The following is a 13,244-nucleotide window of genomic DNA, read 5'->3' on the forward strand; positions in this document are numbered from 1 at the left end:
TGCCGTCGGGCCGACCGCCTGGCCAGGCGTGGGGCCGTGGGCCGGGGGAGGCGTGGGACCGTGCGGCGGGGCGGGTGTGGGGCCATGCGCAGGGCTGGGGGTGGGGCGGTGTGCCGTGTTGTCGCCTGAGGGGAGGCCCTGCGTCGCGGGGCCCGCGGGTGGCATGGCGGGAGCCGCCGGAATGGGGGGCTGGGAGGAGCCTGCGTAGGCGGAAGGCGGGGTCTGGAGCCCATGGGGCGGCGGGACCGGCGCGTCGGGGGTGCCCGTCACACCCGGCCGCGGAAACGGCGCGTGGGGGGTGCCCCCTGCGTCCGGCTGTGGGAACGGCAGGTGTGGGGGCGTCGCGTCCGGCTGTGGGAACGGCAGGTGTGGGGGCGTCGCGTCCGGCTGTGGGAACGGCAGGTGTGGGGACGTCGTGTCCGGCTGCGGCGGATCGTCGGGCGACGTCGCGTCCGGCGGGGTGTCCTGCGACGCCGGGGTGTGGCGTGGGAAGGGGCGGCCGAAGCTCGGCGGTGGCGTCGCCGCTGCCGAGCCGTCGGCTTGCCCACGATCGTGCTCAGACCCGGGTTCCTGGCCACGCATAAGGGGAGCCTAGCGAGAGACGGGAGATCGTCACGGCGGTATGGGCGTTCCCGGTCGGGCAGAACGTGTGGTTCGTACCTTTTTCTCGCTAGAAGAGGGGATTCAGCTCGCCGGGAAACCTGTCATCGAACGGGCGTCCAGCGCCTTGAAGACGGTCGCGCCGGTGATGTCCTTGACGGCGCTCGTGATCGCCTTCTGGGACTTCTTGTCGGGCTTGCTGCCGTCCTTGTTCTGGAACCAGATCATGACCGCGTAGTGGCCGTGCATCCAGACGTTGGCGCCACCGCTGCCCGAGCCGACGAGCTTGGTGACCTCGTCCTTGCCCGGCAGCGGCTTGACGTAGTTGGTCTCGCTGCCGACGGAGGCGACCTTGGTGGCGGCCTTGCTGGTGCTGAGGTTGGCCACGCCGACCGTGCCGATGACCTTGCCGGCCTTGTCACGGAAGCTGGCGCGGATGAGCTGGGTGCACCTGCCGTCCTTGAGCGCCTTCTGCATCTTGTCGCCCATGGCCCCGTCGGCGCACTTCTTGAGCTTGCTGGTGATCGTCATCTGGTACGAGCGTCCGGAGACGGTGATCTTCTTGGCCGGGAAGAGCTCCTTGACCGTGAGCGGCTCGGGATCCGTCTTGCGGCTGCCGGCGTAGGCGTACTTGCCGGGCGGGGCCGACGGCAGCGGGGCCGAGGTGCGGCGGGTCGTCTGGGCGACGGTGGACTCCTCCTCGCCCGCCTTGAACATCATGACGAGACCGCCCACCAGCAGGCCGAGCACCGCGACGCCGCCGAGGACGAACCAGAGCGGCCCACGGGAACGCGGCCCCTCGGCGTACGGGCTCCACGTCTGGCGCTGGGTGGTCCTGGCGCCGTCGTCGCCCTTTCCGTCCCCGGCCGCTTCTGTCTCCTGGGAGGCCGCGCCTGCCGCTCCGGGCTTGTCCGATCCGGCGCCGAAGGGCGCCCGCCTGCGGGAGCCGGCGCGGGAGGGGCCGGATCCGGCGGACGGGGCGTCGAACGGGTCGCGCCCGCGGGCGCCCGGCTCCGCGGGGTCCGCACCGGGGGCCGCGGTGTCGAAGGGGTCGCGTCCGCGCGTGCCGGGGCCGTTGGCGTCGGAGCCGCGGGAGCCGGGGTCGGAGCCGCGGGAGCCCTGGCCGGCGCCGGGCTCACCGGGGGCGCCGGTGTCGAAGGGGCCGCGGGCGCCCGGACCGGGGGCTCCTGGTCCGGACGGTCCGGCGTCGAACAGGCCGCGGGCCGGGCCCGATCCGGGGGCTCCGGTGTCGAAGGGGTCGCGCTGGGGGCCGCCCTGCGCGAAGGACTCGCGACGCGAGGGGCCGTCGCCCGGTCCCGGTGTCCCCGCGCCGGGCCCCCCTGCGCCCGGCCCGCCAGTGCCCGGCCCACCTGCACCAGGTGCGCCGCGCCCGGGCCCGCCGGGGCCGTTGAAGCCGCCGGGACCGGAACCGGGGCCGCCGGGGCCGCCGGGGCCGTTGAAGCCGCCAGGACCGCCGGGGCCGCCGGGGCCGTTGAAGCCGCCAGGATTGCCAGGACCGCCGGGTCCGCCGGGGCCGTTGAAGCCTCCGGCGTCGTGGGAGCCGCCGGGACCGCGAGAGCCGCCGGGCCCGTGGGGGCCGCCGGGCCGGGAGGCGGCGGTGTCGAAGGGGTCGCGGGCGGACGGGGCGCCGAAGAAGTCCGTGTCGCTGCCCCCCGCGCCGAAGGAGCCCGGAGCGCCGGGGCCGCCGCCGAAGGGGTCGGACGAGCCCGCGCCGAAGGGGTCGGCGCCGAAGGGGTCGGTCATGCCGAACGTGTCGTCCGTGTCGGCGGCCTTCTTGCGATCCTTGCGCGAACGCGGAGCGGCACCGCCGGTGTCGTCGCCGCGCTTCTTCCTCAGGAAGCGGCGCGGCGCGCTCTCCGTGTTGTCTTCGCGGTCGTCGGGGAAAGCCATGCGGGTGACATTACCGCGACGCCTCAGGAGTATCCGAAGTCCTGAGTCCACCACGGCCCGCCCGGGCCGTGGACCACGCCGACGCCGATGGCCCTGATCCTGCAGTTGAGGATGTTCTGGCGGTGGGCGGGATTGCCCAGCCATCCGCTGACCGCCTCCTCGGGGCTGGTGTAGCCGCGGCCGATGTTCTCGGCGGCGCCGGCCTGGTAGCCGGCCCGCTCCATCCGATCCCACGGCGACGATCCGTCGGGGGAGTCGTGCGCGAAACGGCCGCTCCTGGCCATCTCCAGCGAGTGCGCGCGGGCGGAGCGGGTCAGCCCGCGGTCGACGCGCAGCGGCCTGCAGCCCTTCTTGGCCCGGGCGGAGTTGGTGAGCGAGACGACCTTGGACGCCATGTCCGGCACGGACCGGATCTCCTCGCCGCCGAGCGTCCGGGCCGGGTCGTCGACGGTGAAGCCCCGCACCTCGTCCGTCGGCGAGGCCGACGGCCTGGTGCTCCGGCTCCGGGACGACTGGCCGCGGGGCACCTCGGTCGTCTCCTCGCGCTCGATCCGGCCCACGTGCGACTGCGCCTTCCTGGGCGAGGGGGTGGTGGCCTTGGCGGCGGCGGGCGGCGCGGTCTCGTTGAGGTAGATGTGCCCGGCCGGGGCGGCGTCGTCGCTCAGCCTTCCGAGCAGCACGCCGGTGAAGAACAGGGCCGCCATGAGGCAGACCACGACACCCAGGTGACTCCGGCGCCGGGCGCTTCGCTGGGTGTGCCGGGTGTGAGAGGTCTGCCGCATACCGCGGTCAACGATAGAGAGGTCGGGTCCTGGTGAAGAAGGGGTTGCCGGGAACCGAAATAGAACCGTTCTGTGGTCGGGTAGACTCGCTCAGGGTTACCGGTCTTTTGACCTGCGCCCGCCAGGGCGGGTAACCTAATCGTTCGTTGTGTGCATAGGTCCAGCGTGACCGATGCGCGGCGCGTCCGGCGTCATCTCCCATCTGTGCGGAGACGGAAGGTCCGGGCCGTCGTGTGCCCGCACCGACCGACCCCAGCGCTGCCGCATCCGGCAGCGCGCCGAAGACGCGAGCAAAAGAAGGCTACGACCGTGCGCACGTACTCACCGAAGCCCGCCGACGTCCAGCGTCAGTGGTACGTCATCGATGCGACCGATGTCGTGCTGGGCCGGCTGGCCAGCCACGTCGCGACCCTGCTCCGCGGCAAGCACAAGCCGATCTTCGCCCCCCACGTCGACGCCGGTGACTTCGTCATCGTCATCAACGCGGGCAAGGTCGCGCTCAGTGGTAACAAGCTTGAGCAGAAGAAGGCCTACCGCCACTCGGGCTACCCGGGCGGTCTGCGCTCCGTGAGCTACGGAGAGCTCATGGAGAAGCGGCCGGAGAAGGCCGTCGAGAAGGCCGTCAAGGGAATGCTGCCCAAGAACTCCCTCGGCCGGAAGATGGCCAAGAAGCTGAAGGTCTACGCGGGTGCCGAGCACCCGCACCAGGCTCAGCAGCCGGTGCCGTTCGAGATCACCCAGATCGCCCAGTAGTAGTTCGAAAGATTCAGAGGAGAACCGTGGCTGAGCCCACCGGTGTCGAGACGGCCGTCGAGGCCGAGCTGGAGGACTTCTCCGGCGAGGAGTTCCCTTCCGAGTACACCACCGAATCCGCCGCCAGCGCTGACGCTCCCGTGCGCAAGCCCGTGACCACGGGCAACTCGTACGGCACCGGCCGCCGCAAGGAGGCGATCGCCCGCGTGCGCATCGTCCCCGGCACCGGCAAGTGGACGATCAACGGTCGTTCGCTGGACACGTACTTCCCCAACAAGGTTCACCAGCAGATCGTCAACGAGCCCTTCGTGGTCCTCGGCGCCGAGGAGGCGTTCGACGTCATCGCGCGCATCGACGGCGGCGGCGTGACCGGCCAGGCCGGCGCGCTGCGCATGGGCCTGTCCCGCGCGCTCGCGATCCTGGACGTCGAGGTCAACCGGCCGCCGCTGAAGAAGGCCGGCTTCCTCACCCGTGACGCCCGCGCCACGGAGCGGAAGAAGTACGGCCTCAAGAAGGCCCGCAAGGCTCCGCAGTACAGCAAGCGCTAAGTTGGCGCGTCTTTTCGGCACCGACGGGGTACGTGGGGTCGCGGGACGCGACCTCACGGCTGAGCTCGCCATGGACCTCGCGGTCGCGGCGGCTCACGTCCTCGGCGATGCAGGCGCGTTCACCGCTACCGGACGCCGTCCGATAGCGGTCGTAGGCCGGGACCCGCGTGCCTCGGGAGAGTTTCTCGAGGCCGCCGTGGTCGCCGGCCTCGCGTCGTCCGGAGTGGATGTGCTGCGCCTTGGCGTGCTGCCCACCCCGGCCGTCGCCCACCTCACCGCCGCGCTCGGCGCCGACCTCGGCGTCATGCTGTCGGCCTCGCACAACCCGGCTCCCGACAACGGGATCAAGTTCCTGGCCCGCGGCGGTTTCAAGCTGTCCGACGCGGTCGAGGACGAGATCGAGCGGCGGCTGGGCGAGGACTGGAGCTTCCCCGTCGGCTCGGCCGTGGGCCGGGTGCGCGACGCCTACGGTGAGGCCGACCGCTACATCACCCACGTGCTGTCCACGGCGCGTGGCGGGCTCGACGGGCTGCACGTCGTCGTCGACTGCGCCCACGGGGCCGCGCACATGGTGGCGCCGGAGGCGCTGCTGCGGGCCGGGGCCTCGGTCGAGGCCATCGGGGCCAGGCCCGACGGGCTCAACATCAACGCCGGTCACGGCTCGACCCACCTCGACAAGCTGAGTCAGGTCGTCGTCTCGCGCGGCGCCGACGTCGGCATCGCCTACGACGGCGACGCCGACCGCTGCCTGGCGGTCGACCACACCGGCGCGGTGGTCGACGGCGACCAGATCATGGCGATCCTGGCCGCCGCCATGCACGCCGGGGGCGAGCTGGCCAAGGACACCGTGGTCGCGACCGTGATGTCCAACCTGGGCTTCAAGCTGGCGATGCGCGAGGCGGGCATTCACGTGGTCGAGACCGCCGTGGGCGACCGCTACGTGCTGGAGCGGATGAAGGCCGACGGCTACAACCTGGGCGGTGAGCAGTCGGGCCACGTCATCATGCTCGACCACGCCACCACCGGTGACGGGCTGCTGACCTCGCTGCACCTGCTGGCGGTCGTCGCCTCCTCGGGCCGGTCGCTGCGCGAGCTGGCCGCCATCATGACGCCGCTGCCGCAGGTGCTCATCAACGTCACGGACGTCGACAAGGGCAAGGCCAGGTCGGCCGCGCTGGCGTCGGCGGTCGCCGAGGCCGAGACGGAGCTGGGCGACACGGGCCGGGTGCTGATCAGGCCGAGCGGCACGGAGCCGATGATCCGCGTCATGGTCGAGGCCTCCTCGGAGGACCAGGCCACCAAGGTGGCCGAGCACCTCGCCGGCGTGGTGCGCACCGTCTGCGTCTGACGCTCTCCGACCGGGTACGGCCCGCGCTCCGCGTGCCGTGCCCGGTCGGGGCGTTCTCCGGCCTACTCGTCGCCGGTGAGGGAGAAGGCGCGCAGCCGCAGGCCGGCCCAGACGACGGCCACCACGGTGGCGATGACCAGGGCCGGGGCCGCGAAGCCGAGCGCGATCTCGGCCTTGAGGTAGACCGAGGTGGAGATCTGGTCGGCGACCGTCCGCCCCCACTGCTGGATCGAGAACTTGCGGGCTCCCGGGACGAAGTTGCCGACGAGGCTCTCCCAGACCAGGGCGTACACGACGCCGATCGTCACCGCGTGCCGGGTGACGACGCCGAGCAGCAGGAACACCGCCGCGTAGGCGACGCCGGCGACCAGCGACCCGGCGGCGAACCCGGCCGCCATGCCGTCCTCGTTGCGCACCAGCAGCCAGACGGCGAGGTAGGTCGGCAGCGCGGCGAACACCACCAGCAGCGACGCCGCCACCAGGAACTTGGTCTGCGCGATGACCGGGCGGGAGATCGGCTTCGACATCAGGTGGATGACGGTGCCGTCGTCGATCTCCGGGGCGATGACGCCGGTGCCGACGATGAGGCCGAGCAGCGGCAGCATCGTGCCGAGGGCGAAGTTCTCCATCAGCAGCGTGGCGTAGCGCTGGTCGGCGTTGCCGGTCAGGCGCAGCAGCACGGCCAGGCCGAGCAGGCCGAGCGGCAGCAGGAGCAGCAGCACGATCCGCCGCCGCCCGAGCAGCGCCCGGTAGGTGATACCGGCTACGACGGGGTTCATGTCAGGCGCTCCGGTTGATCAGGTAGGAGAACACGCTTTCCAGGTCCTCGTCGGCGGGGGAGACCTCGTGCAGGCGGATGCCTTCGGTGCGGGCGACCTGGGGCAGGAGCCGGGCGAACCGGCGGAACTCGACGGCCTGCACCTCCAGCCCGTCGGGCCGGAGGGTGACGCCGCCCGCGGAGCTGTCGAGCATCAGCCTGGCGGCGAGCCTGCGGTCGTCGCTGGAGCGGATCCTGAACAGGTGGGGCCGGTCGGTCATCAGCCGGCGGATGTCCCGGAAGTCGCCCGAGGCGGCGTGCCGGCCCGCGACGAGGACCTCGATGTGCTGGGCGACGCGCTCGACCTCTTCGAGGATGTGCGAGCTGAACAGGATCGTCCTGCCTCCGGCGCCCATCGTCCGGATGAGGTCCATCAGGTGCATCCGCTGGCGCGGGTCCATGCCGTTGAACGGCTCGTCGAGCAGCAGCACCGCCGGGTCGTGGACGAGCGCGGCGGCGACCTTCACCCGCTGGCGCATGCCCTTGGAGTACGTCTCGACGCGGCGGTCCTTGGGCTCCTCCATCTCCACCGTGGCCAGCGCCTTGCGGGCGGCCTCGACCGGGTCGGGCAGGCCCTGCAGCTTCGCCGCCGACAGGACGAACTGCCAGCCGGTGAGGAAGCCGTACACGCCCTCCCGTTCAGGGACGAGACCGATATTTCGATAGATGTGGTGGTTCTTCCAGACGGGGGTGCCGTCCAGGGTGACCGTTCCGCCCGACGGGGCGAGGAAGCCGGCCATCATGTGCAGGAGCGTCGACTTGCCCGCCCCGTTGGGGCCGAGCAGCCCGGTGACGCCGGGCCCGATGGTCATGGTCACGTCGTTGACCGCGACGACGTTGCCGTACCACCGGGAGGCCTGGGAGAGCACGATCTTCACCGCGAGGCCGCCTTCCGGTAGCGGAGCGCGAGGGCCGCCAGCGCGGCGGCGATGAGCGCGACGACGAGGACGCCGGAGACCGGCCCGGCGGGGTAGCCGTCGCCGTCGGCGTTGGGCACGGAGCCGAACAGCCACGCCTGCACGGCGTCGACCAGCCAGAACGGGTTGAGCAGCCAGGCCCAGCGGGCGGCCGCGTCGTTGCCGGAGGACTCGAGCATGGCGTAGACGATCGGGACCGAGGCGGAGGACAGCAGGTAGACGGTGATCACCGAGGCCACGCCCAGCCCGCGCCGCGGCGTGAACGAGGCCAGGGCCAGGCCGAACGACGACAGCAGCAGCGCGAGCAGCAGCCCGGTCGCCAGGGCGCCCAGGTACTCCTTGGTCGCGGGCGGCCCGTCGAGGTCGACGAGCAACTCGCCCACGTACATGAGGGTCAGCGGCACCGCGACCAGCGCGAACAGCGCCGCGGTCATCGCCACGACCTTGGCGGTGACGTACTCGGTGATCGTGACCGGCCGCGACAGGTAGAGCGGCAGCACCCGGAAGCGCAGGTCGGGCGCCACCGCGGTGGGCGCCTGCGCGGCCAGGAAGATGGCCACCACGGCCTGCATGACCACCGCGAACGAGCTGTAGGACAGGCCCCGCTGCCCCAGCAGGGCCATCATCGCGATCGACACGATGGCGGGCAGCAGCATGATGGCGACCAGGCCGAACGGCACGATCTTGCCGCGGGCGGTGCGGCCGAGCCCGAAGACGCCCCGCAGGGTGTGGACCGTGAGCGCGCGCGTGGCGTGCCCCCGCCCCAGGCGCGGGCCGTCGTAGTGGCGGTAGCCGATGTCGTAGATCTCAGACATGCGCGGCCTCGTCCTTGAAGACGTCCTCGATGCGGTGGCGGCCCTGCTCCAGCCGGATGAGGCAGAGGTCGAGGTCGGCGGCGGCGTCGCGGATGGCGTCGAGCGTCTCGGGGCCGCCGACCTGGACCAGCAGCATCCGCCCGTGCGGGGTGACGCCGTGGCCCAGCTGCGTCAGCCGCTCGGCCAGCGCTCCGGTGCCCTCGTCCACCTCGACGGTGACGCTCTGGGTGGTCTGGGTGAAGTCGGCGATCGCGGAGGAGCGCAGCAGCCGGCCGCCGTCGATGACGATCACGTGGTCGCAGATGCGTTCGAGCTCGCCGAGCAGGTGGGAGGTGACGAGCACGCTGATGCCGAACTCGGTGCCGATGCGCCGGATCAGGGTCAGCATCTCGTCGCGCCCGCGGGGGTCGAGCCCGTTGGTCGGCTCGTCCAGGAAGATCAGTTTGGGGTCGTGCACCAGGGCCTGGGCCAGCTTCACCCGCTGTTTCATGCCGGTGGAGTAGCCGCCGACGGCGCGGTAGCGCTCCTCGGCCAGCCCGACGTGGCGCAGCACGTCGGCGGCCCGCTCGCGGGCGGCCGTGCGCGGCAGCCCGGACATGCGGGCGAGGTGGACGACCAGCTCGGTGGCGGAGACGTCGGGCGGCAGGCACTCGTGCTCGGGCATGTAGCCGACGAGCCCGCGGATCTGCGCGCCCTTCGTCGTGACGTCGAGGCCGAGCACCCGCGCGCTGCCCGAGGTGGGCGGGAGCAGGCCGAGCAGGATCTTGATGAGCGTCGACTTGCCCGCCCCGTTGGCTCCCACGAGGCCCGTCACGCCGGGCCCGGTGGTCACCGTGAGCCCATCGAGCGCCGTGACGGTCGGGAAGCGTCTGGTCAGCCCCTCGGTGTCGAGGATGTGCATGATCCGGACCCTACCCGCGGGTCCGGGCCGCCGCATCGGTCAGACGGATGAGCCGCGTCCTACTTGAGGCCAGAATCGGCGCTGGACCGCGAGGGTGACGGTGCCGGCGACGAGCATGCCGGCGACGTTCAGCGCGAGCTGCGCCACCGAGCCGGCCACCTCGGTCCACTCGCGCAGCGCCAGCGCCACCGCCACGTAGCCGGCGGCGGGCACCGTGGTCACCGAGATGAAGACGCCGATCAGGGCCGACGACTTGCCGCTGGTGATCGACAGCACCCCCGCCACCCCGGCGAGCATGGCCACGATGAACGACCACCGGTCCGGCTTGACGATGAACTGCACCTCCTCGTTCACCCGCAGGCTGTCGGCGTCGATCCAGCCGAGCCAGACGGACACCAGCGCGCAGACGAAGGTCACCGCGATGGCGAGGGCGAAACCCGTGACCAGTGTCCGGAAGGCGCCGACCGCCAGCCGCCACCGGCCGCCCAGCACCCCGAAGCAGATGGCCGCGATGGCCCCGAACTCCGGCCCGAGCACCATCGCACCCACGATCAGCACGATGGAGTTGAGCACCACGCCGATGCCGGCGAGCTGGGTGGCGATCGCCAGGAACACCAGGAACGCCCACGTGATCTTCGACTCGCCGGAGACCCGCTGGGCCAGGTGTTCCCAGACCACCGCGTCGTCGGGGGCGCCCGGCGCCTCCTCGACGGCCTCCTCGGCGGCCTTCGACAGGGCCAGGTCGATCTCCTCCAGGGCGATCGAGCCCTCCTCGTGCAGCCAGGACAGCGCGCCGATCACCTCGTTGGCCGACTCGCGCGCCAGGTCGGCCTGGACCAGGTCGCCCTGGGGGGTGACGGCGACGCCGGGGAACACGACGATGTTCGTGGCCCCCGGACACCGCTCCAGCACCTCCAGCACGTCGTGGGTGCGGGCGGCCGGGCTGATCAGGCGTAGATGGAGCACCGGGCCATTGTGCTCGATCAGGTGCGGCGCAGGCGCACCCGGCTGACGCTGTGGTCGGGGCCCTTCTTGAGCACCAGGTCGGCGCGCCCGCGGGTGGGGGCGATGTTCTCGACGAGGTTGCGCTCGTTGATGTCGCGCCAGACGTTCACCGCGAAGTGCGTCGCCTCCTCGTGCGACAGCTCGGCGATGTGGCGGAAGTAGGACTTCGGGTCCTCGAACGCCGTCCGGCGCAGCTTGTGGAAGCGCTCGACGTACCAGGTGCGGATGTCCTCGACCTTGGCGTCGACGTAGATGGAGAAGTCGAAGTAGTCGTTGACGGCGAGGGAGGTGGGCGGGGCCGGCTGGAGGACGTTCAGCCCTTCCATGATCAGGATGTCCGGGCTTCTCACGGTCTGGTGGGCGCCGGGGACGATGTCGTACTCCAGATGGCTGTAGACCGGCGCCCGCACCTCCGCCGCCCCGGACTTCACCTCGGCCACGAACCTGACCAGCGCCCGCCGGTCATAGCTCTCCGGGAAGCCCTTGCGGTGCATGATGCCCCTGGCCTCCAGCACCGCGTTCGGCAGGAGGAAGCTGTCGGTGGTGATCAGCTCCACGTGCGGATGCTCGGGCCAGCGGGCCAGCAGGGTGTGCAGCAGCCGGGCCGTGGTCGACTTGCCGACCGCGACGCTGCCCGCGATGCCCAGCACGTACGGCACACGCCGCTCCTCGTGGCCGAGGAAGGCGCTCAGCACGCTGCTGCGCTGCTTGGATCCGGTGTAGTGCAGGTTCAGCAGCCTCGTCAGGGGGAGGTAGATGTCGGTGACCTCGACGAGATCGATGGGATCGTCGACGCCGCGCAACTCTTCCAGCTCGTCTGCGGTGAGAGTCAAGGGCGTGTTCTTGCGGAGATCGCTCCACTGCTCCCTGCTCAGTTCCACGTAGCCGTTGTTCACCTAGGCAGCGTAGCGACGCGCGGCGAACCACCTCCGGCCGGGTGGGGTGAGTTGTCCACAGGCTGTGGACAAGATACGGGGATTACCGACACTCAGTTCGGGGAAAGAGCGTCCGCCCACGCCCCACCGGCGGCTACTGTCGGGTGAGGAAGGAGGGCGCCGTGGACCGTCGTCGCTTCCTCGTCACCACCGCCGTGGCCGGCATCGCCGGCCCCTTCGCGGGCGTCGCCTGCGCCGGCCGTACGGGCGGCGCCAAGCCGGTGCCCGGTTACGGGCCGCCGCGCCCGGCGCGCGACCTGCGCGACGGCGAGGTCAGGCTGCACCTGCCCGACGGTTTCTCCTACCGGTCCTTCAGCGCCGTCGGCGACACCTTCTCCGACGGCTCGCCCGTGCCGGGGCGGCACGACGGGATGGCCGCCTTCCCGGGCCCGCGTGACACCGTCCTCCTCGTGCGCAACCACGAGGTCAACGGTCCCGTCGGCGCGTTCGGCGACAGGGCCCGTGCCTACGACGAGATGGCCGGCGGCGGCACGGCGACGCTCCAGGTGACCCGGCACGGCGAGGTGCTGGACAGCCGGCCGTCGCTCACCGGCACCATGCTCAACTGCTCCGGCGGCCCCATGCCGTGGAACGCCTGGTTGTCGTGCGAGGAGACCGTCAACGGACCCGACGTGGGCGACGACGCCACCGGCGGCGACAACTCCAGGCTCACCCGCCGGCACGGCTACGTCTTCGAGGTGCCGGTCCGCGGCACCGCCACCGCCAGGCCCGTCAAGGCCGCGGGCCGGTTCGCGCACGAGTCGGCCGCCTTCGACCCGGCGTCGGGCGCGCTCTACCTCACCGAGGACTGCTACAAGTTCCCGTCCGGCTTCTACCGCTACCTGCCGCCCCGGCACCCCCTCAGGGCCGGCCGGCTCCTCGACGGAGGCCGGCTGCAGATGCTCGCCGTCGAGGGCTCGCCCCGTGAGGACCTGTCCGCCGGGCAGCGCCCCGGCGCCGCCTACCGTACGACCTGGGTGGACATCGACGACCCCGACCCCCGTTTCACCGGCCGGCCCGCCAACGACGAGGCCGTCCAGGCGGTCGGCCGGCAGGGCCGGGCCGCCGGGGCCGCGATCTTCGCGCGGCTGGAGGGCGCCGTCTTCCACCAGGGCACCGTCTACTTCGTCTCCACCCAGGGCGGCGCCGCCTCACCCGGCGACCCGCCGCCCGGGGGATTCGGCGACGGCCGGGGCCAGGTGTGGGCGTACGAGACGTGGAGCGGGCGGCTCCGGCTCGTCTACGAGTCGCCCCGATCGGCGGTGCTCGACCTGCCCGACAACGTGACGGTCAGCCCGCGGGGCACGCTCGTGCTCTGCGAGGACGGCGACGGCGCCAACCACCTGCGCGGCCTCACCAGGCGCGGCGAGATCTTCGACTTCTGCCGGCTGGCCCCCGTCCCGGGCGACCCGGGCGCGGAGTTCGCCGGCACGACGTTCGGTCCGGGCGGCCACACCCTCTACGTCAACGTCCAGTCCACGCGCGGCGCGTCGTTCGCCATCTGGGGGCCGTGGCAGCGCGGCGCGTTCTGACCGCCCGCCGTTAGCCTGGGGGGATGATCCTGGGCATCGGGGTGGACGTGGTGGACATCCGGCGGCTGGAGGAGGCGCTGCGGCGCACCCCGAGCCTGCGCGCGAGGCTGTTCACCGAGGGGGAGCGCGACCTGCCCGCGCACTCGCTGGCCGCCAGGTTCGCCGCCAAGGAGGCGGTGGCCAAGGCCCTGGGCGGCCCCAGGGGCGTGACCCACCTGGAGGCCGAGGTGCGCCGGAAGGAGAGCGGCCGCCCCGAGCTGCACATCACCGGCAGGGCCGCCGAGGTGGCCTACGAGCTGGGGGTCAAGCGCTGGCACCTGTCTCTCAGCCACGACGGGGGCGTCGCCGTGGCCTACGTGATCGCCGAGGGATAGCTTCGG

General features: G+C 72.1%; 13 protein-coding genes. 5 read left to right on the top strand and 8 right to left on the bottom strand.

The window, feature by feature from the left end:
• Window positions 1–684 precede the first annotated feature (684 nt).
• Window positions 685–2,511, bottom strand: coding sequence for a hypothetical protein (locus CXR44_RS39270; RefSeq protein ID WP_101783564.1), 1,827 nt, complete (start codon window positions 2,509–2,511; stop codon window positions 685–687).
• A gap of 23 nt (window positions 2,512–2,534) precedes the next feature.
• The gene (locus CXR44_RS04275; RefSeq protein WP_144069855.1) at window positions 2,535–3,293 is read right to left on the bottom strand and encodes a CAP domain-containing protein; all 759 of its coding nucleotides are present in this window, start codon (window positions 3,291–3,293) and stop codon (window positions 2,535–2,537) included.
• 309 nt (window positions 3,294–3,602) lie between these two features.
• Between CXR44_RS04275 and rplM the strand changes: the two genes are divergently transcribed.
• The 3 genes from rplM to glmM are packed head-to-tail and all read left to right on the top strand — an operon-like array spanning window position 3,603 to window position 5,942.
• Window positions 3,603–4,046 (top strand): 50S ribosomal protein L13, encoded by a 444-nt coding sequence (gene rplM, locus CXR44_RS04280; protein WP_101783566.1) that lies wholly within the window; start codon window positions 3,603–3,605, stop codon window positions 4,044–4,046.
• 26 nt (window positions 4,047–4,072) lie between these two features.
• Complete coding sequence (rpsI, locus tag CXR44_RS04285) at window positions 4,073–4,594, top strand: 30S ribosomal protein S9 (RefSeq protein WP_101783567.1); 522 nt, start codon at window positions 4,073–4,075, stop codon at window positions 4,592–4,594.
• A 1-nt stretch (window position 4,595) separates the two neighbouring features.
• Window positions 4,596–5,942, top strand: a complete 1,347-nt coding sequence (gene glmM / locus CXR44_RS04290; protein ID WP_101783568.1) for a phosphoglucosamine mutase — start codon at window positions 4,596–4,598, stop codon at window positions 5,940–5,942.
• Window positions 5,943–6,004: 62 nt separating this feature from the next.
• On the opposite strand, the gene CXR44_RS04295 is transcribed toward glmM, so the two are convergent.
• From CXR44_RS04295 to coaA, 6 genes are read right to left on the bottom strand one after another with little or no spacing between them, the layout of a single operon-like run.
• On the bottom strand, window positions 6,005–6,721 hold the full coding sequence (locus CXR44_RS04295) for an ABC transporter permease (RefSeq protein WP_101783569.1): 717 nt from the start codon (window positions 6,719–6,721) through the stop codon (window positions 6,005–6,007).
• A gap of 1 nt (window position 6,722) precedes the next feature.
• The gene (locus CXR44_RS04300) at window positions 6,723–7,637 is read right to left on the bottom strand and encodes an ABC transporter ATP-binding protein (RefSeq protein WP_101783570.1); all 915 of its coding nucleotides are present in this window, start codon (window positions 7,635–7,637) and stop codon (window positions 6,723–6,725) included.
• A complete protein-coding gene (locus CXR44_RS04305; RefSeq protein ID WP_101783571.1) occupies window positions 7,634–8,491 on the bottom strand; it encodes an ABC transporter permease in 858 nt (285 codons plus the stop codon). Before CXR44_RS04305 ends, CXR44_RS04300 begins: the two co-directional genes overlap by 4 nt.
• Window positions 8,484–9,392, bottom strand: a complete 909-nt coding sequence (locus CXR44_RS04310) for an ABC transporter ATP-binding protein (RefSeq protein ID WP_101783572.1) — start codon at window positions 9,390–9,392, stop codon at window positions 8,484–8,486. The genes CXR44_RS04305 and CXR44_RS04310 overlap by 8 nt, the downstream gene beginning before the upstream one ends.
• A 39-nt stretch (window positions 9,393–9,431) precedes the next feature.
• Entirely contained in the window at window positions 9,432–10,358 is a 927-nt protein-coding gene (locus CXR44_RS04315; RefSeq protein ID WP_101783573.1) for a DUF389 domain-containing protein, read from the bottom strand.
• Between the two features lie 17 nt (window positions 10,359–10,375).
• Window positions 10,376–11,278, bottom strand: coding sequence for a type I pantothenate kinase (gene coaA / locus CXR44_RS04320; RefSeq protein WP_101784173.1), 903 nt, complete (start codon window positions 11,276–11,278; stop codon window positions 10,376–10,378).
• Between the two features lie 176 nt (window positions 11,279–11,454).
• Here coaA and CXR44_RS04325 point away from each other — a divergent pair, with 176 nt between their 5' ends.
• Together CXR44_RS04325 and CXR44_RS04330 are read left to right on the top strand one after the other, a co-directional pair.
• Window positions 11,455–12,864 (top strand): alkaline phosphatase PhoX, encoded by a 1,410-nt coding sequence (locus tag CXR44_RS04325; RefSeq protein ID WP_101783574.1) that lies wholly within the window; start codon window positions 11,455–11,457, stop codon window positions 12,862–12,864.
• Between the two features lie 23 nt (window positions 12,865–12,887).
• Window positions 12,888–13,238: a holo-ACP synthase gene (locus CXR44_RS04330; protein ID WP_101783575.1), complete on the top strand. Its 351-nt coding sequence runs from the start codon at window positions 12,888–12,890 to the stop codon at window positions 13,236–13,238.
• Window positions 13,239–13,244 lie beyond the last annotated feature (6 nt).

The organism is Nonomuraea indica, assembly GCF_002850745.1.
GTDB lineage: Bacteria > Actinomycetota > Actinomycetes > Streptosporangiales > Streptosporangiaceae > Nonomuraea > Nonomuraea indica.

Coding starts and splice junctions, on each gene's coding strand:
- CXR44_RS04330 (WP_101783575.1), top strand. CDS start 12,888: ATGATCCTGGGCATCGGGGTGGACGTGGTGGACATCCGGCGGCTGGAG.
- CXR44_RS04275 (WP_144069855.1), bottom strand. CDS start 3,293: ATGCGGCAGACCTCTCACACCCGGCACACCCAGCGAAGCGCCCGGCGC.
- CXR44_RS04305 (WP_101783571.1), bottom strand. CDS start 8,491: ATGTCTGAGATCTACGACATCGGCTACCGCCACTACGACGGCCCGCGC.
- CXR44_RS39270 (WP_101783564.1), bottom strand. CDS start 2,511: ATGGCTTTCCCCGACGACCGCGAAGACAACACGGAGAGCGCGCCGCGC.
- CXR44_RS04310 (WP_101783572.1), bottom strand. CDS start 9,392: ATGCACATCCTCGACACCGAGGGGCTGACCAGACGCTTCCCGACCGTC.
- CXR44_RS04295 (WP_101783569.1), bottom strand. CDS start 6,721: ATGAACCCCGTCGTAGCCGGTATCACCTACCGGGCGCTGCTCGGGCGG.